The organism is Lacrimispora sanguinis (genome assembly GCF_044987295.1).
Taxonomy (GTDB): Bacteria; Bacillota; Clostridia; order Lachnospirales; family Lachnospiraceae; genus Lacrimispora; species Lacrimispora celerecrescens_B.
In genome coordinates, this window is the sequence record NZ_CP173277.1 from 4375221 (window position 1) to 4399546 (window position 24326).

The window sequence follows — 24326 nt, forward strand, 5'->3', positions numbered from 1 at the left end:
ATCGTATGGCGTTTAGAGAGGATTTTTTATGGGGCGGTGCAACTGCTGCCAACCAATGCGAAGGAGGATATGCAGAGGGAGGCAGGGGACTTGCCAATGTGGATATGGTTCCGCATGGCAAAGACCGCTGGGCTGTCGTTACCGGAGAAAAGAAAATGTTTGACTTTGATGAGGAACACTATTACCCGGCAAAAAAGTCGATTGATATGTATCATCATTATCTTGATGATATAAAATTATTTGGGGAAATGGGCTTTAAAACCTATCGTCTTTCCATGGCATGGAGCAGAATCTTTCCTAACGGGGATGATGAACTTCCTAATGAGGAAGGATTGAAATTTTATGAAACCATTTTTAAAGAGTGCCGTAAGTATGGCATTGAACCCCTTGTTACATTGGTACATTTTGACTGTCCTATGCATTTGATCACAGAATACGGCGGCTGGAGGAACAGAAAGGTTATCGACTTTTTTGTAAATTACTGTAAAACCGTATTTACCCGTTACAAAGGACTGGTAAAGTATTGGCTTACTTTTAATGAAATCAACATGATTCTCCATGGCCCCTTTATGGCGGCAGGATTATATTTTGAAGAGGGGGAAGACAGAACTCAGATTCAGTACCAGGCAGCTCATCATGAACTGGTTGCCAGCGCTTTGGCAGTCCAAATGGCTCATGAGATCGATCCGCAGAACAAGGTGGGCTGTATGCTGGCGGCGGGACAATATTACCCCTTCACCTGCAAGCCTCAGGATGTATGGGCGGCAATTGAAAGTGACAGAGAGGGATATTTCTTCGTTGATGTGCAGGCAAGGGGCGAGTACCCTGATTATGCCTGGAAACGCTTTGAAAGAGAGAAAATCAATTTGAATATCACAGAAGGTGATCTGGAAATATTGAAAGAATCGCCTGTTGACTTCATTTCTTTTTCTTATTATTCGTCGAGAGTAGCCAGCGGGGATCCAACGGCTGCAGGGACTACCGAAGGCAATGTATTTGCTTCCCTGAAAAATCCTTATCTGGAAGCCAGCCAGTGGGGCTGGCAGATCGATCCTCTGGGACTTCGAATTACTCTCAATGCTTTGTATGACCGTTACCAAAAACCGCTGTTTATTGTGGAAAATGGTTTAGGTGCGAAAGATGTGGCTGATGAAAATGGATATGTGGAAGACGACTACCGCATTGACTATTTAAAATCCCACATTGAGGCCATGAAAGATGCGGTTGAAATTGATGGCGTGGATTTAATGGGATATACGCCCTGGGGCTGTATTGATTTAGTAAGTGCTTCCACCGGAGAAATGAGCAAACGGTATGGCTTTATTTATGTAGACCTGGATGATTCGGGAAATGGAACCGGAAAACGATTCAGGAAAAAATCTTTTTATTGGTATAAGAAAGTTATTGCTGCTAATGGGGAGGATCTGACCTATTAAAACCGGATGGAATGCTGCCATGCCCGTCAAGAGGGAGCGGGCCGGCAGCGATCCGGCGGGAATGATCAAAAGGAGTATATAATAATAATAAGGATGAGGAATAAAGAATGAAAAAATTTACAGGATATATGTCAGCGTTTTTACTGGGAACCATGATTTTAACAGGATGCCAGACGTCATCTGTGAAGCAGCTGGAAACGGCAGTATCAAAGACTGAGACGGCAGTAACAAAGAATGAAACAGAGAAAGCATCTGCAGAAGAGTCTGCGGAAGCGATTGATACGGTGACACTTTATATTACACGTCATGGTAAGACCATGTTAAATACTTCAGACCGATCACAGGGCTGGATCGATGCACCGCTTACACCCGCCGGTATAGAAGTGGCAAGCGCATTGGGACGGGGTTTAAAATTAGAGGGAGTTGAATTTGACGCTGTGTATACAAGCGATAGCGGGCGGGCCATTGAAACGGCAGAAATTATTCTGAAAGAAAAGGGCCAGAATCTGGAGATTCATAAAGACAAAAGGCTCAGGGAGTTTAACTTTGGTACTTATGAAGGTATGCCAAATGATGAAATGTGGGGAGCAATTGCAGCAGCGCAGGGCATGACACTGGAGGATATGATGGCTTCCATGCAGACAGGAAGTTTTATGGACACGGTAGCACCATTTGCAGATACTCTGGCACAGCTGGATAAGGATAAGGCAGCAGAAGAGGGCAATTGGCCTGCGGAAGATATAGCCTCAATAAAGGACCGTTTACAGGCGGCATTTAGCGATATCGTAAAGGAGTCCATGGACAAAGGCTATACGGAGGTTCTTGTAGTTTCTCACGGATTAAGCATCGGAACTTTTCTTTCTACAGTCGATGCTGATGCTAAAGTGCCGTCAGCAGGGCTTAAAAATGCTAGTGTATCGAAAGTGGTTGTCAAAGATGGCAAATACACGGTTGAAACGGTAAATGATTTGTCTTATGCTGAAAGAGGAAAATGATTATAAAAAGAAATGATCATAAAAGGGAAGATGGGATGGAATAAACCTCACCTTGCTTTGTATCACATTTTAAGCTATACTGGTGTTGCTTTATACTATAACAGGCAAAGGAAACGTGATTTACATGGACATAGAGATTAAGCATAAAACAGCAATTCCCCGCTATCAGCAAATTGCCGTAGAGGTGGCGGCCCGGATCGCCAATGGGGAATATGAGGTAGGTGAGAAGATTTACGCCCGTTCCTCTCTGGCCAGCCAGTACAGCGTATCTCCGGAAACCGCCCGGCGGGCGATTTGTATACTTAGCGATCTTGGGATCGTGTCCACTGAAAAGGGCAATGGAATCATCATTAAGTCCCCCAAAAAAGCAGCGGAGTACATCCAGCAAAACAGTAAGCGTCAAACCATCGATACCATCAAAGAGAATCTTTTAAAGAGTGTCAGCCGCCAAAAACAGGAAATGGATTATTTAAATGACTGCCTGAAGGATCTGATAGAAGCTTCCGTTCATTTCCGGTCAATGAATCCGTTTATGCCGTTTGAGATACGGATTACCAGGGATTGCGTCCATTTAAATAAGACGGTAACGGAGATTCAATTCTGGCAGCGGACAGGGGCTACGGTGATTGCAGTCAGCAGGAATGATACAGTCATGAAATCCCCTGGACCATACGTTGCTCTTTCGGAAAATGATACCATATATTTCATCACACAGGACGACACTCCTGATCATGTAAGAGAATTTTTATATCCGTCCAAATAAGAATTTCACCATAACGCTTGAGGCCAGTTTGCTTCAGGCGTTTTTTTTGAAATTTGACAAAGTGACAACTTTATAATATAATTAAGTTGTTACTTCGCTAAAAAGGAGGGAGATATATGATACAATTTGAACGTATTTCCAAACGTTATAAGACAAAGCAGGTTCTTAATGAAATTACATTTACGATAAATAGCGGTAGTCTGGTTGCTATTATTGGTGAGAGTGGTTGCGGAAAGACCACACTCTTAAAAATGATCAACCGGCTGATCAAGCCCACATCGGGTACGATCTCCATTGACGGGAAAAGCATCGGCAGCATGGATGAAGTAGCGCTGCGTCGGAAAATCGGATATGTGATCCAGCAGACAGGACTGTTTCCCCATATGACAGTTAAGGAAAATATAGAGCTTATTCCAAAGCTTGAAAAGATGTCAACCAAAGATGTGGAAGACAATACAAAGAAGCTGATGCAGATGGTAGGACTTGACTGTGATGAGTTTTTGAATCGTTATCCAACGGAGCTTAGCGGTGGGCAGCAGCAGCGTGTCGGCGTTGCCAGAGCCTTTGCCACGGATCCGGATATTATCCTGATGGATGAGCCTTTTTCGGCTCTGGATCCCATGACACGATCAGATCTTCAGGATGAGCTGGTGCAGCTGCATGCGAAGTTAAAGAAGACGATTGTTTTTGTAACACATGACATGGATGAAGCCATTAAGATTGCAGATATGATCTGCATCATGAAAGATGGTGATATTCTGCAATATGACACGCCGGAGAATATCTTAAACAATCCTGTGGATGAGTTTGTTTCAAACTTTGTAGGAAAAAACAGGATCTGGTCTTCACCGGAATACATCAAGGTTTCTGATATTATGATCGAACAGCCTGTCACAGCCACCAAAGACTTATCTGTCTTAAAATGCATTGAAAAGATGCGCAGGAACAAAGTCGACAGCCTGCTCGTGGTGGATCGGGACAGCCGTCAACTGATCGGGATTGTCAAGGCCAGTAAATTAAGAGGCATTGAGGACAGAACCCAGTTGGCAGAACAATTTATGTATGAGGACTTTCCTAGCCTTTTACCAGAACAATGCATACTGGATGCACTGAAAATAGTGACCGAAAACCAGGTGTCAACGGTTCCGGTTGTGGATGATCAAAAGCGTCTTAAGGGACTCATTACACGGAGCAGTCTGGTGACGACCCTGAGTCAGCAATATTTTGACTATGAAGGAGGAGAGTCTGAATGAATTTTTGGAATTATATAATAAGTAATTATCCCCAGATCCTTTCACTATTGATCGAGCATCTGAAGCTGACTGCCGTATCGGTGGGCTTGGCTATTCTGATCGGGGTACCCCTTGGTATTTTTATTTCCTTTGCGGCGAAAGCCAGTAAACCGATCTTAGCAGTCGCAAATGTGATTCAGGCAATTCCCAGTATGGCACTGCTTGGTTTTATGATCCCCCTATTGGGAATCGGTGTCATTCCTGCAATTGTTGCAGTCGTTCTATATTCTCTTCTTCCCATTATTAAGAATACCTATACTGGAATTGATAATATTAATCCCCAGACGCTGGAGGCTGCCAAAGGAATCGGATTGACGCCCTTTCAGGTGCTGACAAAGGTGCAGATTCCCCTTGCTCTTCCTGTTATTATGGCAGGAGTGCGGATCGCTTCTGTTACAGCAGTAGGGCTGATGACCATGGCTGCGTTTATTGGTGCAGGAGGACTGGGATATCTGGTATTTTCCGGGATACGTACGGTAAACAACAATCAAATTCTGGCTGGTGCCATTCCTGCCTGTTTGTTGGCACTGATGGTAGACTTTCTGATTGGTCTTACAGAAAAGCTGGTAACTCCGGTCAGCCTTCAAAAGGGTGATGCCTCGGTTAAGAAAAAAAGCAGGAATATCCAAAAGGCAATGCTGGGAGCGGCTGCAATGCTAGTTGCGGCTATATTTCTTTTCACATCCGTTGGCAGTGTATCAGGGGAGGCCCGTACCCTATCAGTTGGCTCAAAAGATTTTACGGAACAAGAGATTCTTGGGAATATGGTAGCAGATTTAATAGAAGACAGAACGGATATCACAGTAAACAGAAAGCTGAGTCTGGGAGGGTCACAGGTGTGCTTTGCAGCAATGAAGACTGGAGATATTGATCTTTATATAGACTACAGCGGTACCTCATACACTGATATCCTCAAACATCCGCCGATCAGTGATATGGAGCAGGTGTATCAGACGGTAAAGGAAGAGTATAAGGAGCAGCTTAATCTGGAAGTGCTTAAGCAGATGAGCTTTAATAATACTTATACATTGGCTGTAACGAAAGATATGGCTGAGAAGTATCATTTGGATAAAATAAGTGATCTTGCCAAAATAAGCGATACCTTAACATCCGGTACTACGTTTGAATTCTCCAACCGGGAGGATGGATTGTCCGGACTTCAGAAAACATATGGTTTCCAAATAGGAAAACGCCTTACTTTAGATTCTGCTCCCCGTTATACGGCTTTGGGAAGCGGTGAGGTGGATGTCATTGATGCTTTCTCCACTGACGGATTATTAAAAAAGTTCGACTTAAAAACTCTGGAAGATGATAAAAACTTTTTCCCGCCCTATTTTGCCATTCCGGTTATTCGGGCGGAAGCTTTGGAGAAATACCCGGAAATTGCCGGAATCATGGAAGAATTGGCACCGTTTTTAACCAATGAAGTTATGATTGAACTGAACTACAAAGTGGATGAATTACAGCAGACACCTGCTGCAGTCTCCCAGGAATTTCTGAAAGAGAATGGATTGATATCATGATTTATGGGGTTCTGCTTTTTGCTTTTCTATCCTTTGTTTTTACTTCTCCCAAGTGTCGCTGGCTGATGAGCGCTGACCAGCCTCTGTCCCTAAGGGAAGAAAGAATCGGTTTAATGTTTGGACGGTATATGCGGGATGTGGCAGTTGTAATGCTGCTTTTATGGTCGCTTGGAACTTTGCGCATTCCCTGGGTATATGCGATTGCAGGATGTGTGTTTATCCTGCGTACATTGAGTTTTCTCATTCATATGGCTCAGGTTTTTATAAATGATTAAATGCTGTCCGGAAAGAAGTTAAATATATCGAACAAGAGCCGTTGCATCGGAAAGAAGATGCAATGGCTCTTTTATATTTTGAACAGCAACAGCAATAGAGTATAGCCTATAGTTCTGACAAGTAAATGCAGTAGTCTAAAATAACATTCCCTTGTTCATCTTTCTCGGAAAATCTCGGACAGTTATACCTTTCGAAAAAATAAATCCTTTTTTCATTATCGTCCTGAAAATTACCCATGCCATGTTCCTGAAATTTAGCAATACACTCATCGTGCATGCCATAGATGCTGCCGTCATCCTCTTTGCCTTTTATCCAGCATACACCGATGCTGCCCTCATCCAAATCTATAAAATCATAGCCGTCGGGGACAGATGTTTCAGGTGGAAGGAACATGCCGATCCAGTATTCAAAAGTGTTTTCAATATTGCTGCTGTTGCAGCGCATAAAACCCAGATAACTGTTTTCAATATTCGGGTCACCATTAAGCTTTTCAAGCTCCCCAAACCAGCCGTTTCGAAACCATTCCATCCATTTGTGGCCAAATCCGCCAGATCTGTCAGCGTTGGTATAGCATTTCCCAATAAAACGCAATGAGGGTAAATGCTCTTTATAGACTTTAATAATCTCTGCCATTTTTATTCCCCCTATTTTACGACTTTTTATAACCTTATTTTAACAGAAATCCGCCAGAATACAATATAGCAGTCTGAAAAAAAATGGAAGAAACTGCTCTGATCAGACACGTACCCAATGCTGCCGTATTTATTTGACAGGAACTCAAATAGTCAATATAATGAGAGCAAGATAAAGGGCGGTGATATTAAGTGCGAAGCTTTATACTAAATACAAAGATGATTTCTCCGCCTCAAACAAGGAAAAGAAAGATGAAACATTGTTTGAGGCATATTGTATATATCAGTTTCATCGACAACCGAAATAAAAGGCGTATAATGCCTTGTTTTGTCGTGCCTCAATAAAGAACAGGAGGTAATGAAATGTCAAATATTCATACTGTAAATAACAGGAATGATAAAGAAATAAATGATTTACTAAATATCTGGGAATCTGCAGTTGCAGCTACTCATACGTTTTTATCAGAAGATGACATCCAGGCGATCAAACCGGAGGTTGTAATGGGATTAAAAGAAATTGAACATTTGTATTGTTATTATGAAGATGATACTCCTCATGGTTTCATAGGTGTAGCCGATGATAAAGTTGAGATGCTGTTTATCCATGATAAGGCCAGAGGAAAAGGAATTGGAAAGAAGCTTATCCGTTATGCTGTTGATAATTTAGATGTAAAATATGTTGATGTAAATGAACAGAATGATCAGGGCATAGGATTTTATAAACACATGGGTTTTCATGTCATTAACAGGTCAGAGGTTGATGAACAAGGCAGACCATTTCCAATACTGCATCTTAAATTAAGTGACGGTTAAATAGTAACAGATTGATAAGAAAAAGGCGAAGAACCATGCAGGGGATCGCCTTTTTTGCCTAATATCTGATTTATAATTCAACAGCATGATGTAACTATATTTCCATAAAGATCTATTCTATATCATTGCAAAGAAGTAAAAATGGTGATAGAATATAGTTGACACACTCATATATTAACTGTGTCATATATATGATGGAAAGGTAAAATTATGTCTGATAATTATATTCGGGTATCTGGAGCAAGGGAACGGAATCTAAAAAATATTGATGTTCTGATACCCAAAAAAGAAATTACGGTTTTTACAGGAGTATCCGGTTCTGGTAAATCGTCACTCGTATTTGATACAATAGCAGCAGAATCCCAAAGGCAATTAAATGAAACCTACACCAGTTTTATCCGTCACCGTATGCCCCATTACGGAAAACCTGATGTGGATATGATCGAAAATTTATCGGTAGCTTTTATAATCAACCAAAAACGGTTGGGTGGTAATGCACGGTCAACAGTGGGCACGATTACAGATATTTATTCTTTATTGCGTCTGTTGTTTTCACGAATTGGAAAACCTTTTGCCGGATATTCCGACGTTTTTTCATTCAATAATCCGGCTGGAATGTGCAGCTGCTGTCAGGGCTTAGGAAAGATGGAAGCAGTTGATATTGAACGTCTGTTAGATAAAAATAAATCTTTAAATGAGGGAGCAATCCGTTTTCCTACTTTTGAACCCGGCGGCTGGCGGCTAACCCGATATATTTATTCTGGATTTTTTGATAATGATAAAAAAATTAAAGAATATTCCGCCGAAGAACTGGATCTGCTTCTTTATGCTGACGGCATTAAGGTGAAAGATCCTCTTCCCGAATGGCCTAAAACTTCATTATATGAGGGGGTGGTTCCACGGATCGAGCGGAGCTTTCTCAAAAAAGAGGATGGCGAAAAAGTTAGATACAGCAAAGAAATTGAGGGCTTTATCATAAAGCAGGATTGTCCCCACTGCCATGGGACACGCCTTAATGACAGAGTATTATCCTGCAAAGTGAACGGTAAAAATATAGCGGAATGCACTGATATGCAGATAAACGAACTATTAGAATTTATCCAGTTAATCAATGCTCCAGTGGCGGCAGCAATCGTTTCAGAATTAGAGAATCGTCTGCGGCAAATGGTATCCATTGGATTGGGCTATTTAAGTTTAAGCAGACAAACCTCCACTCTATCGGGCGGGGAATCTCAAAGAATCAAGATAGTTTGCCAGCTGGGCAGCAGCTTAACAGACCTTACTTATATTTTTGACGAGCCCAGTATAGGACTGCACCCTCACGATATAAGCAAGATCAATGACCTTATGAAACTTTTACGTGACAAAGGCAATACCGTACTTATCGTGGAGCATGACCCTGATATTATAAAGATTGCAGACCAAGTGATTGATATGGGGCCTGGCGCGGGAATCCATGGGGGTGAAATCGTATATCAGGGGAGCTTACAAGGGTTAAAAGCATCGGGTACATTGACAGGGAAGTATCTGTCTTACCGGCCTGAATTAAAAGCTGGCACATGTACCCCGAAAGGCTGGCTTTCCATTCACAATGCAACACTGCACAATTTGAAGAACCTTTCAGTTGAAATACCCAAAGGAGTAATGACGGTTGTGACAGGGGTTGCCGGTTCAGGAAAAAGTACGCTTATCAATCAGGTGCTGCCCCGATTTTATCCCGATACTGTTTTTATCGACCAAAAGGGAATACAAGCTTCAAAGCGTTCCAACATAGCAACCTTTACAGGTATCTTTGATATGATCAGAAAACTATTTGCAAAAAGTAACGGTGTCAGCGCCTCCCTGTTCAGTTTCAATTCCCAAGGCGCATGTCCTGCTTGTAAAGGCTTAGGTGTTACCTATACAGATTTAGCATTTATGGATACCATTGTTACAGTATGTGAAGAATGTCACGGGAACCGTTATACCGACGAAGTGCTTGGGTATAAGCTAAGAGGAAAAAATATTGGTGAAATACTTAAAATGACCGTATCGGAGGCCTTGGAATTTTTTCGGGAAGAAGAAATTAGAACAGTGCTGAAAAGGCTTTCAGATGTTGGAATTACCTATATTTCTTTGGGGCAGCCCTTGAACACACTTTCAGGAGGGGAATTGCAGCGGATCAAACTGGCTTCCGAGCTTTTAAACGGAGGGAAAATTTATGTTTTGGATGAACCCTCAACAGGCCTGCATATGGCTGACATAAAACAGTTGATTGGTATAATGAATCGTCTTGTAGAACAAAATTCCACCCTTATTGTAATAGAGCATAATTTGGATATTATTTGCCAGGCAGACTGGATTATTGATTTAGGCCCATATGCCGGACAGCATGGCGGTAAAATTATGTTTACAGGGCTGCCGGAAGATTTAATTAATTGTAAAGATTCCCTGACAGGAAAATCCCTGAAAAAATATATGAATAAAATATAGGAGATCGGCTTTATGGCAGTAAAAGAATTAGAAGAAAATTATGTCCCTTTTCAGTGTATGATTGTATCTGATTCAAACAAATTTAACGTAGAAGGTGTTTCAACTGCACAGTACTATATCCTTGATACGTTGAGCAATCAAGGGCCAAAAACAACGAAAGAGCTTGCCGAAATGAAAGGAATCTCGCAGTCGGGTATTTCAAAATTGACGAAACGGCTGATGGAAAAAAATTATATCGTACAGGAAAGGCAGCTTAATGACCGCCGTTCCTATAAAATTATACTGACCAGTGAAGGAAAAGCTTTTTTAAACCGTGTCGATGATTTTGGAAATGAAATCATGAACTTAATTGAAGAAGCATTAACGACAGAGGAAGTAAAAGCCTTTTCAATGATGTGCAAAAAAATCACCAGCTTGTATGCTGAAAAAACATGATTGCTTAAGTGGGAAGAGAAGGAGGGTGGTTATATGAATTATATCTTTACCAACAGCATGAAAGAGGATAATGCATTACGGCGCAGTTATAACCGTTTAGCTGAAAAAACCTTTGGACTGTCTTTTGAAGAATTTTTTCAGAATGGATATTGGACAGATAAATATATTCCATATTCCTTGATTGATGATGGAAAGGTAATTGCCAATGCATCTGTGAATATTTTAAAAGCCTTTTATAATGGGCAGGAAAAACGATGCATCCAGATTGGCACCGTTATGACGGACTCCGATTATAGAAACCAGGGGTTATCCAGATATTTAATAGAAAGAATTTTAAGTGAATGGAAAGAAACATGCGATACCATGTATCTGTTTGCCAATGACAGTGTTCTTGATTTTTACCCTAAATTTGGTTTTGTAAAAGCCGTTGAATACCAATGCAGCAGTCCTATCACTCCAACAAAAGGGTGCGTAAGGAAACTTGACATGAGCCATGCAAGTGATCGTGAATTCTTGAAGCGGTATTACTCGAAATCCAACCCATACTCTGCGCTTGCAATAAAGGATAACTATGAATTGCTTATGTTTTATTGTACTTCATTGATGAAAGATTGTGTGTACTTTCTGGAAGATTTTGATGCTGTAATAATTGCTTCAAATAAAAATGAGATTTTAACTTGTTATGATATTTTTAGCGACGGGAATCATGCTATGATTGAAATGGTATCAAGAGTAGCAGAGTCTCAAATACGCACTGTAGTTTTTGGCTTCACTCCTGCAGAACATGCAGCTTTTCATTCACGAATTCTCGAGGAAGAGGATACAACTCTTTTTGTTCTTAAAGGAAAGGATAATTGGTTTGTGAATCATCAAATGATGTTTCCAGTTTTATCACATGCATAATTAAATCAAAGCAAGAGCAACGATGATGTATCATAGGGAATTATGAGATGTAACTAATTAAAAGAACAAAGGAGAATCTTACATGAGCCAAAATATATATGACAATGAAGTGTTTTTTAAAGAGTATATGAAATTAAGGGGCGAAAAAAGCTATAATGATTTATTGGAACAACCTGCAATGAACAAATTATTGCCGGATATCAAGGGGAAAACAATTTTAGACATAGGATGCGGATATGGACATAATAGCTTTTCATTTGCACAAAATGGAGCTAAAAAAGTAGTCGGTATCGATCTTTCTCAAAAGATGCTTGAAATAGCAGAAAAGGAATTCTCACACCCGAACGTTGAATACTGTCGTATGGACATGTCAGAATTATCTGCATTAACACAGAAATTTGATTTGGTGTACAGTTCACTTGCCTTTCATTACGCAGAAAATTTTCAAAAACTTATGGAAGATATATACTCGCTTTTAAATGAGGGCGGGTACTTGATCTATTCGCAGGAACATCCCATTGTAACAGCCACCTTGGATTGTAAAGGTCATCATAACGTGGATGAGAACGGAAACTTTATTTCTTATACTTTTTCTGACTATGGGAAAAGCGGCCAGCGTGTTGGCCCGTGGTTTGTGGATGATGTAATTAACTACCATCGTTCCATGGGAGAAATCATATCAACAATAGCTCATACAGGCTTTATTCTTAAAGATGTGGTAGAGCCGGCACCTGAGCCCTGGGCTATAAAGGAAAAGCCGGATTTGGTGAAAGAATTTATTAAGCCTACGTTTCTGGTTATAAAAGCAAAAAAGTAATCATCTTATTTAATTAGTGAAACAATTAGCTGAGGAGGTCAAATGTTAGCTTATAGAACTTTAAATGATGCAAATATAGAAACACTTCACGAAGCATTTCAGAATGCATTTTCCGATTATCAGGTTGAAATGAATTTACCCATTGAAACATTCAAACAAATGCTGCAAAGAAGAGGATATGCTCCGGAGATATCCATAGGTGCGTTTAAAGATGATCGATTGGTTGGTTTCGTTCTAAATGGACTTCGAAATTTAAACGGAAAGACAACGGTGTATGACATTGGAACAGGCGTTATCATTGATTACAGAAGACAAGGTGTCACAAGTAACATGCTTTTGAATGTCAAAGAAGTGCTTAAACAAAAACAAATAGAACAGTATTTACTTGAGGTTATTCAGTCCAATACGTCTGCACTTCAATTGTACAAAAAAGAGGGATTCAAGATTCGAAGGAATTTTTCCTGCTTTAAAATAGACAAAAAAAGTTATGCTCCTGTGAATAACCATAAAGTTGAGCACGCGGATCAGATGGCGTGGGAACAATTAAAAGAATTTTGGGATTTTGAACCTTCATGGCAAAATTCAATTGATTCGGTGAATGCGGTTTCAAAAGAATTTCTATATTCTATTGTACATTATGATAATACAATTGCTGGATATGGTATTATTAATAAAAAGACAGGAGATATCCCTCAAATTGCAGTAAAAAAAGTTTATAGAGGGAACGGAATTGGAAGAAGCATTGTTACTGATTTAATCGAAAATACGGAATCTCAAAAAATTAGTATCCTTAACGTAGATGATGAATCGAAATGCATGAAAGATTTTTTGATAAAATTAGGGTTTGAACCTACTGTGAGTCAGTATGAGATGATTTTGCACATAGGATAGGAATGATGATTTGTGCGCGGAGGAGGCCATATATGAGATATAAGCATATTGTTTTTGATATTGACGGAACATTGATAGATACGGAATATGCAGTTTTGCACTCTTTGCAAGACACCTTAATTGCCGTAACCGGGATTAACAGGGAAATCAACGAGCTGACATTTGCATTGGGGATTCCCGGAAAGAACGCATTGAAAAAACTTAACGTACCGGAAAATTCAATTTCGCTTATTCTGGGGCATTGGGAAAAATGTATGTCCAATTACAGCAATACGGTATGTGTTTTTCAGGGCATAAGTGAGTTGTTGGACGCCCTTGTACAATACGGCTGTGAATTGGGGATTGTCACGTCAAAAACAAGAGAAGAATTCAAACAGGATTTTGAACCATTTGATATTAGCAAATATTTCACAACGATTATTTGTGCTGATGATACGGTGGAGCACAAGCCGGATCCAGATCCTCTTTTCAAATACATGGAAGTCTCAAATGCGAACAATAAGGAATTGATTTATATTGGGGACAGTGTATATGACTGGGAATGTGCCAAAAGTGCCAAGGTTGATTTTGCTTTGGCGGGCTGGGGCAGTCTTTCCAGAGAAATAAAGGCGGATTATTACTTAGAAAAACCTGACGATCTTCTTTTAATGATGAGGGATTGAACATATTCCTATTGAACTTGACAACTCTGGTATTTATAAGGTAATATGAGAAAAGTAATATAAGGAGATAAACTACTATGCGGCAAGGTATTCTTAAATAACAATCAATTGAATGATGGCAGGTATGAATGATTTAGCCTTATTACAGGTGTAATGGGCTTGGTTTTTTGTACCTTAATTTAAGAATACTTTCATATTTTATTGATGCCGCTGCGCTGTAGAATCTTCTTTCTAACAGCTTTTTAAGTCGTGCTCATAATTGTTATGATAGAAGTCCCCTGTGATGAAAGTATTTCAATCGCAGGGGACATTTGTATTATAACGATTGTATGAGGTGTGACTTATGAAAATAATGAATATAGGCATCCTGGCTCACGTAGATGCAGGAAAAACAACATTAACAGAGAGCATGCTCTATACCAGCGGTACAATTGCTGAATCAGGGCGTGTTGATCGCGGTTCGACTATTACAGATTCTATGACACTTGAAAAACAGAGAGGAATTACGATACAGGCGTCTATCGCATCTTATGAATGGAATCATGTTAAAATCAATTTAATTGATACCCCAGGGCATATCGATTTTTATGCAGAAGTAGAGCGCTCCTTAAATGTATTAGATGGTATTGTTTTACTGATCTCAGCCAAGGACGGTATTCAGGCACAAACACGAATTCTTTTCGATGCAATAAGAAAAAGGAAGCTTCCTGCTTTAATTTTTATTAATAAAATTGATCAGCCAGATATCGATCTTGAGTTAATATATAAAGATATCAAAGAGAAATTAACTTCCCATATTCTTGTAATGCAGAGAATTACAAATGATAATACTCTTTTATCCGCGGAAATTGATGAATTGTCAGAAGAGTTTAAAGATACGATTATTGAGATGGATGATACTTTACTGAAGAAATATATGCTAGATCAGACTATTACAACGGAGGAGCTGTTAAATAGCAGAAGAAAAAATATAAGCAGCGGTAAGCTTTTGCCTATTTATCATGGCAGTGCTCTGAAACATATAGGAACAAAAGAACTGATGGATGCTATTCTTATAGAATTCAATCCGATTATATTACCGACAGGCTCCAAACTCGCTGCATTGGTATATAAAATTGAAAGAGATGATAATCGGAATAAGCGCACATATATGCGTATTTTTGGTGGCTCAATTAAACCCCGTGATGTACTAACCCCTGAAGGTCATTCTGAAAGTATAAAAATTAAAAAGCTGGAAACCTCAAGCAATGGCAAAATTGTAGAAGCCGACAAAATTGAATGCGGTGATATTGCTATTTTCCCAAATGAAGCCCGGCTGAAAATAGGAGACACTATAGGTTTAATATCACGGAACAACTTGGCCTTACATGATAACAGCCTGATCATGCAGGCTAATATTTCCCCCATGTTTTCTTCCGATAGAGCAATTCTGCTGGAAGCCTTGTCGGAACTGTCCGAAACAGATCCTCTTTTACAATATAAACTGGATTCCAGAAGCAGTGATATCACAATGGAGTTCCTTGGAAAGGTTCAAATGGAGATCATTGTTGCTCTATTGCAGAGCAGATACCATCTTCAGGCTAAAATAGAAAATGTAACAACTATTTATAAAGAACGTCCTATAAAAAAGGCAACTTTTACCGCCCATATTGAAGTTCCGCCAAATCCTTTTTGGGCCTCCATTGGATTGTCAATAGAGCCTCTTCCTATTGGAGCAGGAGTACAATATGAAAGTAAAGTGTCATATGGGTATTTAAATAAGTCATTTCAGAATGCCGTTGAAGAAGGTATTCGATCTGGCTGCGAACAAGGGTTATACGGATGGGAATTGACGGATCTTAAAATTTGTTTTGAATATGGCTTGTATTATAGTCCAGTAAGTACACCGGCTGATTTCAGGCATCTGGCTCCTATCGTGCTTGAACAAGTTTTAAAACAGTCAGGTACAGAGTTATTGGAACCGTGTTTGTCATTCCAACTTTATGTCCCCCAAGATTGCAATGCTCGTGTTTATAATGACTTAAAAAAATACCATGCAATGATTGTGTCAATAAAAACACGGCATAATGAAATTGTAGTAACTGGAAAAATCCCGGCCCGCACATCACAAATTTACAAAGAGCAGCTTTCAGAGTTAACAAAAGGCTGTGGAGTTTTTTTAACAGAACACGCAGGATACCAGCAAAATACCGGAGAAATTTTTATTCAGTCAAGAAAGCCAGATGATCGGTTGGACAAAACCCGCCACTTATTTGATAAGGCTTATGAAGAAGTTACGCCCCTAAAAACGAGTTGATGTAGCTCCAGCTAAAAATGAGAAACACCCTGCTTTTTACTAAATAGCAGGGTGTTTCTATTTGACCAATCTTTTAGCGGAAGCGGTGGGATTCGAACCCACGTGCCCTTGCGGACAACCGCATTTCGAGTGCGGCTCGTTATGACCACTTCGATACGCTTCCATGTAAAAAATATGTTGTTTGTATGCGGAGATTACGTGATTTCAAATCAGGTCCGTAATGGCCGCTTCGTATATGCTCCTCCTTATGAAAAAGACGAACGATACAATTATACACGAGAAATCTAATTTTGTGTAGTACTTTTAGTAAAATTTTCATTTTTTCCCGTATAAGCACCAGTGCTATGGAAATAATAGGAACATATATGAAAAAGTGCATATTTTTTTGTGAAAAACCAATCTGTTTTTGTTAAAAAGACACACACAAAAATATCAAAAAAGGAGGTACCAGAGATGAGAAATCTGAAACATACATTTTCTACGGTGGAAGATCTGGTTGCATTTGTAGTAAGAGCGGAAAGGTGCAGCTTTGATATTGATGTCGTTTACAACCAGCTGGTTATTGACGGAAAATCGCTGATGGGAGTTATGCTCATCGGCATTGGAAAACAGGTTGAGATCGTTTGCCACAATGCAGCAGCTTCTCCTGAAGAATTAGTAGGCCATGCCGCCTAAATACTGGAATATTAGAACATCAGGCAGGAACAGAAAAGAAGAAGCCGGTCCCATCTTTTAAAGGAAAAGGGGACCGGCTTTCCCTGTTTGTTTCCCTGACCATTGCCAAGACAGCGGTCTGCAGTCTGCAAGGCAAGACCCGGTCTGTTAATATTTAATTCATAAGAGATTTAATTTACAGTTTTAGCCTGTTTTTGATTGACTTTATCCTAAGGAAAGACGTAAACTTAGTAAAAGGGAAAATCAGGAGTTTGGGATATGACGAATCAGACAAAAGAAAGCTATGACGAGCTGGAACGCCGCCGCCGTGCCAGAGTAAGGCGGCAAAAGCAAAAAAAGCAGCAGAAACGAAGGCGGATTATCTACATAGTGGTCAGAATATTCATTCTGTCCATATTCCTGGCTGGTATCGTATGGGGGATTAGCCTGCTGTTTTTCAAAAATTATGTGGATTTAAGGAAGGTTTCCATGCCAGATTGGGTGGAAGAGGATTTTATTGAGCCAAATCCTTACTCAAGACCTGGGACTGTAATGAAACGAGCTGATGGAATTGTGGTTCATTATGTGGCCAATCCAGGTACCACGGCCAAACAGAACTTGAATTATTTTGACAGCCTGAAGAACCAGACGGGAGATAAGAAGATTTCCGCCAGCAGCCATTTTATGATTGGGCTGGAGGGAGAAATACTTCAGGGAATTCCTATTTATGAGGTGGCCTATGCCACATCCAAAGAAAAAAATGTGGATACGGTTTCCATTGAATGCTGCCACCCTGATGAGACAGGGAAATTTAACGAAGCAACTTATGATTCTCTGGTAAAGCTGACGGCCTGGCTTTGCAGGAATCTGGGATTAACAGAAAAAGATGTCATAAGACATTACGATGCCACAGGAAAGGATTGTCCTAGGTACTTTGTAGCACACGAAGATGCATGGAAGAAATTCCTTTCCGATGTGAAAACGGCCAGAAAGCAGCCAGATGAGGGGGAACGGTAAGGATAAAGAAAAAGAATCTCCAATAGGCCTTGCCAGGCTTATTGGAGGTTCTCCATACGTAAGTTATTCTTCTCCAAATAATTCGTGGTCTATGATTCTTACTGCATCTGCGATGCAGTCATTGCAGGAACGGAGGACTGTTCCGGTTTCTATTCCCTTTAAATCCTTGCAGATCACGCTTTTATTTTGTTCCTTAAATTCGGACAAGCACTTTTTGGATGCCTCATGGGAGCTCCTCTTGGAATCCGGCTTGTCCAGGCGGGCGGAACTGTTCTTCAAACCGGAAAGTACGGCAGCAGCGCTGATGGCTCCGCAGGTACCTTCCATGCCTCCCATACCAAGGCCCATTCCTTCCGTAAAGCGGAACATGGTTTCCTCATCAATGCCTGTTTTATCACAGAAAGCACAGGATACTGACTGTGCGCAATTGTAACCCTTTGCATGCTTGTTAAGAGCTTCTTCCACTCTTTTTGATGTTGTGTCTGACATATCATGTTTCCTCCTGAAGTGATGATCTCCATTGTAATGCCCGTCTAAGTGTCAGTCCGGGCGGAGAATAAGTGAACTTTATGAAATATAACGTGAAACAGAAAGCCGCCCAGGCAGGTGGCAAGCAGATAGACCGCATTCCCTATGGAGATGCCGTATTTTAGCGCAATTTCATGGAAGACAATTTGAGCCGACGGGTAATAGGGTGAAATGTAGAACATATCTGCCTGACCCAAAGGCTTTGCCGTCCGATTTATGATAGAAGCTATGATGCAGCAGATGAAAAACAGAGGAAGCGTCCGCACGAATCCCAAAAACGAAGTATCGGAAAGGCGGGAAAATGCGATGACCAACCCTATAAAAATCAAAAGCAGGTGCCAGATCAGCCCGTGAAGGGTTAAAAACCAATAAGGATGAAAAAGCCCGGATGGTTCTGCCAGTGCCATGATGCCTCCTAAAAGGTTAAAATCCTGCATAAAGGTGCAGAGTACCCTTTGCCCATCCCTAGAAGGGACCAGCGGCAGAATGAGGCAGAGATACATGGGAAGGCTGCAAAGCTGAAATGGAAAATACCACCAGTTGTAGGTCTGCTCATTTACCACATAATATAAAAAAAGCTGTTTCCAGCACTCGGTGGCAGCCAGAAGAAGACCGCAGAAAAAAAGCAGCTGCGGAAGTCTGGAGCTCTTTACTTTTCTGGTCGTGTAATAAGCCAGAAAAACCACAGAGGCAAGCCCTACGGCAATAAATATGATGTGGAACAAGGAATAAGGAGCCGGAGGATTCATAGGCCATGCAGTTTTTTCAATGAGTTCCTTCATAGCTATTACCGACCTCTCTTTCTTACTTCTGATTAAGCTATATTATATAGGATTGCCTGAAATCATGCAAGGTAAATGAAAATTCCCAGGAAAAATAAGAATCTTCTTTTTATTAAGTACTTGATTAATTCCGAAAATGCTATATAATGTATAACTAGCACTTTATTTAATAATTATGCATATTTGTGTATATAAGAGGAGGAATCATTATGAAAAAGAATGTAATTGCAATGGCAGGTGTCGTATGCATGGCAGCTTTATTAACTGCTTGTGCAGGCTCCGGAACAAAGACAGAAACAACTGCGGCTGGACAGCAAGAAGCCGCCGGAAAGCTGGTTATGGTTACTAACGCAGAATTTCCGCCCTATGAATATTATGACAATAACAAAGTCGTTGGAATCGATGTGGATATCGCGAGTGCAATCGCTGATAAGATGGGTGTGGAGCTGGATGTACAGGATATGGCCTTTGATTCTTTAATCCCGGCTGTTCAGTCCGGAAAGGCGGACTTTACTGCTGCCGGTATGACCGTAAACGAAGACAGAATGAAAAATGTTGACTTTACCGATACCTATGCAGAAGCAGCCCAGGTCATCATTGTAAAAGAAGGCAGCGAGATCAAAACACCGGATGATTTAACTGGTAAGAAGATCGGAGTACAGACCGGAACTACTGGTGATATTTATGCAGATGATATTGAGGAAGCAAACGTACAGCGCTTCAATAAGGGAATGGAAGCAGTTATGGCCCTTTCTCAGGGGAAAATTGATGCAGTCATCATTGACCGTGAGCCTGCGAAGGTATTTGTAAAAGAAAATACCGGACTGGCGATCCTTGACGAAGCATTTACCGAAGAAGAGTACGCAATCGCTATTAAAAAGGGCAACACAGAGCTGTTAGATAAGATGAACAGTGCCATTAAGGAATTAAAGGAATCCGGTGAATTAAAGAAGATCGTAGATAAATATATCACCGCAGAATAAGAAAAAGGAAGAGTGCTATGTGGGAAAAGCTAAGAGATGATTTTTATCAGAATTTTATCGTAGATGACCGTTGGAAATACATTACCGGGGGCCTGCAAAACACGTTAAAAATCACGTTTTTTGCAGTTTTAATCGGTATTGTGCTGGGATTTCTGGTTGCAATCATACGTTCAACCTATGAAAATACCCATAAGCTGAAACTATTAAATGCGGTTTGCAGCGTTTATCTGACGGTGATCCGCGGGACACCGGTGGTTGTACAGTTGATGATCATGTATTTTGTCATCTTTGCATCCACGGATCCGGGCCAGGTGCCAACAGCGATTCTGGCATTTGGAATCAACTCTGGCGCCTATGTGGCAGAAATCTTCCGGAGCGGTATCAGTTCCATTGAAAAAGGTCAGTTTGAGGCCGGCCGCAGCCTGGGCTTTAATTACGCCCAGACCATGTGGTTCATCGTTATGCCTCAGGCCTTTAAAAACGTGGTGCCTACTCTTGCGAATGAATTTATCGTCCTTTTAAAGGAGACTTCTGTAGCAGGATACATAGGGCTGCAGGATTTGACCAAGGGCGGCGATATCATCAAGAGCCGTACGTATTCTGCGTTTATGCCCCTGATTGCAGTGGCCGTTATTTATCTGGTTATGGTTATGGTATTTTCATATCTCGTAAAATTACTGGAGAGGAGGCTGCACAGAAGTGAGCATTAATAGAATGGAAAACCCCCTGATTCAGGTACAGAATCTGGGTAAGAAGTTTGGTGACGTAGAAGTGCTTAAGGACATTTCCGTTGATATTTATAAAGGCGATGTGGTATGCGTGATCGGGCCTTCGGGTTCAGGAAAGAGTACATTTCTCCGCTGTTTAAACCGTCTGGAGGAACCTACCGGAGGACATATCCTGTTTGAAGGCGTGGACATTGTAGATAAGAAAACCGACATTGATAAGCACCGTCAGAAGATGGGAATGGTGTTCCAGCAATTTAATCTGTTTCCCCATATGACGATTCTAAAGAATTTGACTCTTGCTCCCATGAAACTTCAGGGACGCAGCAGGAAGGAAGCGGAAGAGCAGGCATTAGGACTGCTTCATAAGGTGGGCCTTGCAGACCGAGCAGATTCCTATCCCAATCAGTTATCCGGCGGGCAGAAACAGCGTATTGCCATTGTTCGGGCCCTGTGCATGAATCCGGATGTCATGCTGTTTGATGAACCAACCTCTGCGCTTGATCCTGAGATGGTAGGAGAGGTGTTAAATGTAATGCGGGAGCTGGCTGACGAAAAGATGACCATGGTCGTGGTCACTCATGAAATGGGCTTTGCCAGAGAAGTGGCAACCCGGGTCATGTTTATGGACGGCGGTTACTTCCTGGAAGAAAATGAACCAAATGAGTTCTTTTCCAATCCTCAAAATGAAAGATTAAAGCTATTTTTAAGCAAAGTACTTTAATAGGCAGCGCCCCTGGTGATTGTATCATGACCAGGGGCGCTGTTAGATTTAGCGAACACAAAATAAGCCAAGTTGTTACTTGGCTTATTTTTTTTGCGTTTTCATTCAAAAATCCTATCATAAGCAATCAATTATTAGTATTTTTCAATAAAAATGAAATGTGTTAAAATAAAAACAAGAATGTTAAAAAAATAACTAGAAGGGAGTAACAAAGGATGGGTTCGTATGTTCATACATTGGTGGAGCGGTCCAGAAGAGCGCAGGAGATACTGGCCACCTATGACCAGGCTAAAACAGATGAGATTGTAAAGATGTTCGCAAAGGTGGTTTTCGACCATGCTGAGCCACTGGCAAAGCTGGCTGTAGAGGAGAGCCGCATGGGAGTTTATGAAGACAAGATTTTAAAAAACAAAGGGAAGTCCAGAATTATCTGGAATGCCATGAAAGGCAGGAAATCGGTTGGAATCTTAGGAAGGGATGAAGAGGCAGGGATTATTGAGATGGCAAAGCCAATGGGCATCATTGCGGCAGCAACGCCCTGTACGAATCCGGTGGTCACGCCCATGTGCAATGCCATGTTCGCCATCAAGTGCCAAAATACCATTATCATCGCTCCTCATCCCAGGGGCAGGAAATGCGCAGCTGCAGTAGCAGATCTGTATTATAAGGAATTAGACCGGATGGGAGTGCCAAGAGATATCTTTCTTGTTATGGAAGAACCCAGTGTAGAACGGACCACAGAACTTATGGCAGCCTGTGACGCAGTGATTGCGACCGGCGGTATGGCAATGGTGAAGTCCGCATATTCCAGCGGAAAGCCCAGCTACGGCGTTGGACCCGGCAATGTGCAGGGATTGATAGACGAAGGAATCAATTACAAAGAGGCTGCAGGCCGTATGATTGCCAGCCGTATCTTTGACAATGGCATCATCTGTTCCGGTACCCAGAGCATCATCGCCCCGGAGAAGGATTATGAAGAGATCTTGAAGGAGTTCGAGGATCAGGGGGCCTATGTGATTGACGATCCAGACGTGACGGCTAAGCTAGCAAAAGTGGTGTTCCCGGGTGGAGCCATCAGTAAGCATGTGGTAGGCCAGTCCGTGCAGGCCATAGCATGGATGGCAGGGATTTCTATTCCTGAGGACAGGAAGGTGATTGTTGTCAAACCGGAAAGGTATGGAGCAGGGATTGTGTGGAGCAAGGAGAAAATGTGTCCTATAATGGCCGCCTACAGCTACAAAACTTGGGAGGAAGCCGTAGAGATTGCTTACCAGAATTTATTGGTGGAAGGGGAAGGTCATTCTGCAGATATTCAGTCGGACAATCGGACGCACATCGAATATGCAGGTGTCAAGCTTCCCGTAAGCCGGGTAATGGTCAACCAGATCAGTTCCAGTATGGCAGGCGGGGCCTTTGCCAATTCTTTAAATCCTACCACGACCCTGGGCTGCGGAAGCTGGGGCAATAATGCCATCAGCGAAAACCTGTTTTATACCCATCTGATGAATAAGAGCAGGATCGTTCTGGTTAAGAAGAACTGGAAGCAGCCGTCGGATGAAGAGATATTTTCATAGGGAGAGCAGCCATGACAGAATTAATATTAAAAACTCAAATCTCTTACTACGATTCCTGCGCTGAATTTGCAAAGGAATTTAAACTCGGTAGAGGCGATCTGGTATTAACCAATGAATACATATATAATCCCAGTTTTGGAAACCTGGGGCTGGAGGTGCAGACGATTTTCCAGGAAGAATATGGCAGCGGGGAACCAACGGACGTTATGGTGGACCAGATCCTTGAGGCAGCGGAGAGAAGGGATTGCCAAAGGATTATTGCCATAGGAGGCGGTACGGTGATCGACATAGCCAAAGTGCTGGCTGTCTCTTCAGGTGATTCCTTAGATTCCCTTTACAAGGACCCGGCTTCCGCGAAAAAGAGAAGGAAGCTGGTGATTCTTCCGACTACCTGTGGGACCGGCAGCGAGGTAACTAATATTTCCATTATCAACAGAACCAGGCTGGGAACGAAAATGGGCCTGGTATCGCCCGCTATGTATGCGGACGATGCAGTATTGGTCCCGGAGCTTTTAAACGGACTTCCCTTTGGCGTATTTGCAGCCAGTTCCATTGATGCTCTGGTCCACGCCGTGGAATCCAGTTTATCTCCCAAGGCTACGCCGTATTCGAAGCTGTTCGGATACAAAGCCATTGAAATGATCATTAAGGGGTATCAGAAAATAGCGGCTGACGGTAAAGAAGGGGTGAAGCCCCTGATGAAAGATTTCCTGATTGCCAGCAATTATGCTGGAATTGCTTTTGGGACTGCCGGCTGTGCGGCAGTTCATGCCACCAGCTATCCTCTGGGAGGCAGTTATCATGTGGCTCATGGGGAAAGCAATTATGCCATGTTTACCGGAGTGCTGAAAAACTATATGGAAATACGCAGGGACGGGGAAATTGCAGTCTTAAACCAGTGCCTTTCTGAACTTTTGGGTTGCGGCGAGGAAGAGGTCTATGGAAAGCTGGATGAACTGCTGGGAACGGTTCTTCCCAAGAAGCCCCTGCATGAATACGGGGTAAAGCCGGAGGAGCTTCCGGTGTTTGCTAAGAGCGTTATGGAGCGTCAGGGGAGGCTTATGGCCAACAATTTCGTTCCCCTGGACGAAGCGCGGGTTTTGAAAATTTACAGGGAACTTTATTGAATTCGT

The 24326-nt window shown here is 41.6% G+C and carries 24 protein-coding genes and 1 tRNA gene; 21 read left to right on the forward strand and 4 right to left on the reverse strand.

The annotated features are described in order from the left end of the window. Window positions 1–5 precede the first annotated feature (5 nt). The 6 genes from ACHZES_RS20320 to ACHZES_RS20345 all read left to right on the forward strand — a co-directional run bounded on the left by ACHZES_RS20320 (window position 6) and on the right by ACHZES_RS20345 (window position 6284). Complete coding sequence (locus ACHZES_RS20320; RefSeq protein WP_395546405.1) at window positions 6–1436, forward strand: 6-phospho-beta-glucosidase; 1431 nt, start codon at window positions 6–8, stop codon at window positions 1434–1436. 107 nt (window positions 1437–1543) lie between these two features. After that, a complete protein-coding gene (locus ACHZES_RS20325) occupies window positions 1544–2431 on the forward strand; it encodes a histidine phosphatase family protein (protein ID WP_395546406.1) in 888 nt (295 codons plus the stop codon). Window positions 2432–2555: 124 nt separating this feature from the next. Then, a complete protein-coding gene (locus ACHZES_RS20330; protein WP_051834929.1) occupies window positions 2556–3194 on the forward strand; it encodes a GntR family transcriptional regulator in 639 nt (212 codons plus the stop codon). Window positions 3195–3310: 116 nt separating this feature from the next. Beyond that, complete coding sequence (locus ACHZES_RS20335) at window positions 3311–4447, forward strand: ABC transporter ATP-binding protein (RefSeq protein WP_395546408.1); 1137 nt, start codon at window positions 3311–3313, stop codon at window positions 4445–4447. After that, window positions 4444–6009: a glycine betaine ABC transporter substrate-binding protein gene (locus tag ACHZES_RS20340; RefSeq protein ID WP_395546409.1), complete on the forward strand. Its 1566-nt coding sequence runs from the start codon at window positions 4444–4446 to the stop codon at window positions 6007–6009. The genes ACHZES_RS20335 and ACHZES_RS20340 overlap by 4 nt, the downstream gene beginning before the upstream one ends. After that, window positions 6006–6284 carry a hypothetical protein gene (locus ACHZES_RS20345; protein WP_404820262.1) on the forward strand — a complete coding sequence of 93 codons (279 nt, stop codon included), beginning with the start codon at window positions 6006–6008 and terminating at the stop codon, window positions 6282–6284. Before ACHZES_RS20340 ends, ACHZES_RS20345 begins: the two co-directional genes overlap by 4 nt. A 106-nt stretch (window positions 6285–6390) precedes the next feature. Here ACHZES_RS20345 and ACHZES_RS20350 read toward each other — a convergent pair whose 3' ends face one another. Next, entirely contained in the window at window positions 6391–6918 is a 528-nt protein-coding gene (locus ACHZES_RS20350; protein ID WP_395546412.1) for a hypothetical protein, read from the reverse strand. A gap of 362 nt (window positions 6919–7280) precedes the next feature. On the opposite strand from ACHZES_RS20350, the gene ACHZES_RS20355 reads away from it, so the two are divergent. From ACHZES_RS20355 to tet, 8 genes are all read left to right on the forward strand, one after another. Then, window positions 7281–7730 (forward strand): acetyltransferase, encoded by a 450-nt coding sequence (locus ACHZES_RS20355; RefSeq protein WP_395546414.1) that lies wholly within the window; start codon window positions 7281–7283, stop codon window positions 7728–7730. Between the two features lie 210 nt (window positions 7731–7940). Then, window positions 7941–10202 carry an ATP-binding cassette domain-containing protein gene (locus tag ACHZES_RS20360; protein ID WP_395546415.1) on the forward strand — a complete coding sequence of 754 codons (2262 nt, stop codon included), beginning with the start codon at window positions 7941–7943 and terminating at the stop codon, window positions 10200–10202. 12 nt (window positions 10203–10214) lie between these two features. Next, window positions 10215–10637 (forward strand): MarR family winged helix-turn-helix transcriptional regulator, encoded by a 423-nt coding sequence (locus ACHZES_RS20365; RefSeq protein WP_395546417.1) that lies wholly within the window; start codon window positions 10215–10217, stop codon window positions 10635–10637. A 57-nt stretch (window positions 10638–10694) separates the two neighbouring features. Then, complete coding sequence (locus ACHZES_RS20370; protein WP_395546418.1) at window positions 10695–11540, forward strand: GNAT family N-acetyltransferase; 846 nt, start codon at window positions 10695–10697, stop codon at window positions 11538–11540. Between the two features lie 109 nt (window positions 11541–11649). Then, window positions 11650–12357 carry a class I SAM-dependent methyltransferase gene (locus ACHZES_RS20375; RefSeq protein ID WP_395546419.1) on the forward strand — a complete coding sequence of 236 codons (708 nt, stop codon included), beginning with the start codon at window positions 11650–11652 and terminating at the stop codon, window positions 12355–12357. 42 nt (window positions 12358–12399) lie between these two features. Beyond that, entirely contained in the window at window positions 12400–13248 is an 849-nt protein-coding gene (locus tag ACHZES_RS20380; RefSeq protein WP_395546421.1) for a GNAT family N-acetyltransferase, read from the forward strand. Between the two features lie 32 nt (window positions 13249–13280). Continuing rightward, on the forward strand, window positions 13281–13910 hold the full coding sequence (locus tag ACHZES_RS20385; protein WP_395546422.1) for an HAD family hydrolase: 630 nt from the start codon (window positions 13281–13283) through the stop codon (window positions 13908–13910). A gap of 343 nt (window positions 13911–14253) precedes the next feature. Then, entirely contained in the window at window positions 14254–16206 is a 1953-nt protein-coding gene (gene tet, locus ACHZES_RS20390; RefSeq protein WP_395546423.1) for a tetracycline resistance ribosomal protection protein, read from the forward strand. A gap of 77 nt (window positions 16207–16283) precedes the next feature. On the opposite strand, the gene ACHZES_RS20395 is transcribed toward tet, so the two are convergent. Next, window positions 16284–16369: transfer RNA gene (locus ACHZES_RS20395), tRNA-Ser, on the reverse strand. A gap of 290 nt (window positions 16370–16659) precedes the next feature. Between ACHZES_RS20395 and ACHZES_RS20400 the strand changes: the two genes are divergently transcribed. Together ACHZES_RS20400 and ACHZES_RS20405 are read left to right on the forward strand one after the other, a co-directional pair. Beyond that, on the forward strand, window positions 16660–16881 hold the full coding sequence (locus tag ACHZES_RS20400) for an HPr family phosphocarrier protein (protein ID WP_038277189.1): 222 nt from the start codon (window positions 16660–16662) through the stop codon (window positions 16879–16881). Window positions 16882–17139: 258 nt separating this feature from the next. Then, window positions 17140–17877, forward strand: coding sequence for an N-acetylmuramoyl-L-alanine amidase family protein (locus ACHZES_RS20405; protein ID WP_154523294.1), 738 nt, complete (start codon window positions 17140–17142; stop codon window positions 17875–17877). A gap of 63 nt (window positions 17878–17940) precedes the next feature. On the opposite strand, the gene ACHZES_RS20410 is transcribed toward ACHZES_RS20405, so the two are convergent. Together ACHZES_RS20410 and ACHZES_RS20415 are read right to left on the reverse strand one after the other, a co-directional pair. After that, window positions 17941–18366 (reverse strand): C-GCAxxG-C-C family protein, encoded by a 426-nt coding sequence (locus tag ACHZES_RS20410; protein WP_089994994.1) that lies wholly within the window; start codon window positions 18364–18366, stop codon window positions 17941–17943. 44 nt (window positions 18367–18410) lie between these two features. Continuing rightward, the gene (locus tag ACHZES_RS20415) at window positions 18411–19187 is read right to left on the reverse strand and encodes a YwaF family protein (RefSeq protein ID WP_154523297.1); all 777 of its coding nucleotides are present in this window, start codon (window positions 19185–19187) and stop codon (window positions 18411–18413) included. 209 nt (window positions 19188–19396) lie between these two features. Between ACHZES_RS20415 and ACHZES_RS20420 the strand changes: the two genes are divergently transcribed. From ACHZES_RS20420 to ACHZES_RS20440, 5 genes are all read left to right on the forward strand, one after another. Next, window positions 19397–20170 (forward strand): basic amino acid ABC transporter substrate-binding protein, encoded by a 774-nt coding sequence (locus tag ACHZES_RS20420; protein WP_395546425.1) that lies wholly within the window; start codon window positions 19397–19399, stop codon window positions 20168–20170. Window positions 20171–20187: 17 nt separating this feature from the next. Then, on the forward strand, window positions 20188–20880 hold the full coding sequence (locus ACHZES_RS20425) for an amino acid ABC transporter permease (protein ID WP_038277200.1): 693 nt from the start codon (window positions 20188–20190) through the stop codon (window positions 20878–20880). A gap of 4 nt (window positions 20881–20884) precedes the next feature. Then, window positions 20885–21619 (forward strand): amino acid ABC transporter ATP-binding protein, encoded by a 735-nt coding sequence (locus ACHZES_RS20430; protein ID WP_038277423.1) that lies wholly within the window; start codon window positions 20885–20887, stop codon window positions 21617–21619. A gap of 215 nt (window positions 21620–21834) precedes the next feature. Continuing rightward, window positions 21835–23193 (forward strand): aldehyde dehydrogenase family protein, encoded by a 1359-nt coding sequence (locus ACHZES_RS20435; RefSeq protein ID WP_154523306.1) that lies wholly within the window; start codon window positions 21835–21837, stop codon window positions 23191–23193. A gap of 11 nt (window positions 23194–23204) precedes the next feature. Continuing rightward, entirely contained in the window at window positions 23205–24320 is a 1116-nt protein-coding gene (locus ACHZES_RS20440) for a 4-hydroxybutyrate dehydrogenase (RefSeq protein ID WP_395546426.1), read from the forward strand. Window positions 24321–24326 lie beyond the last annotated feature (6 nt).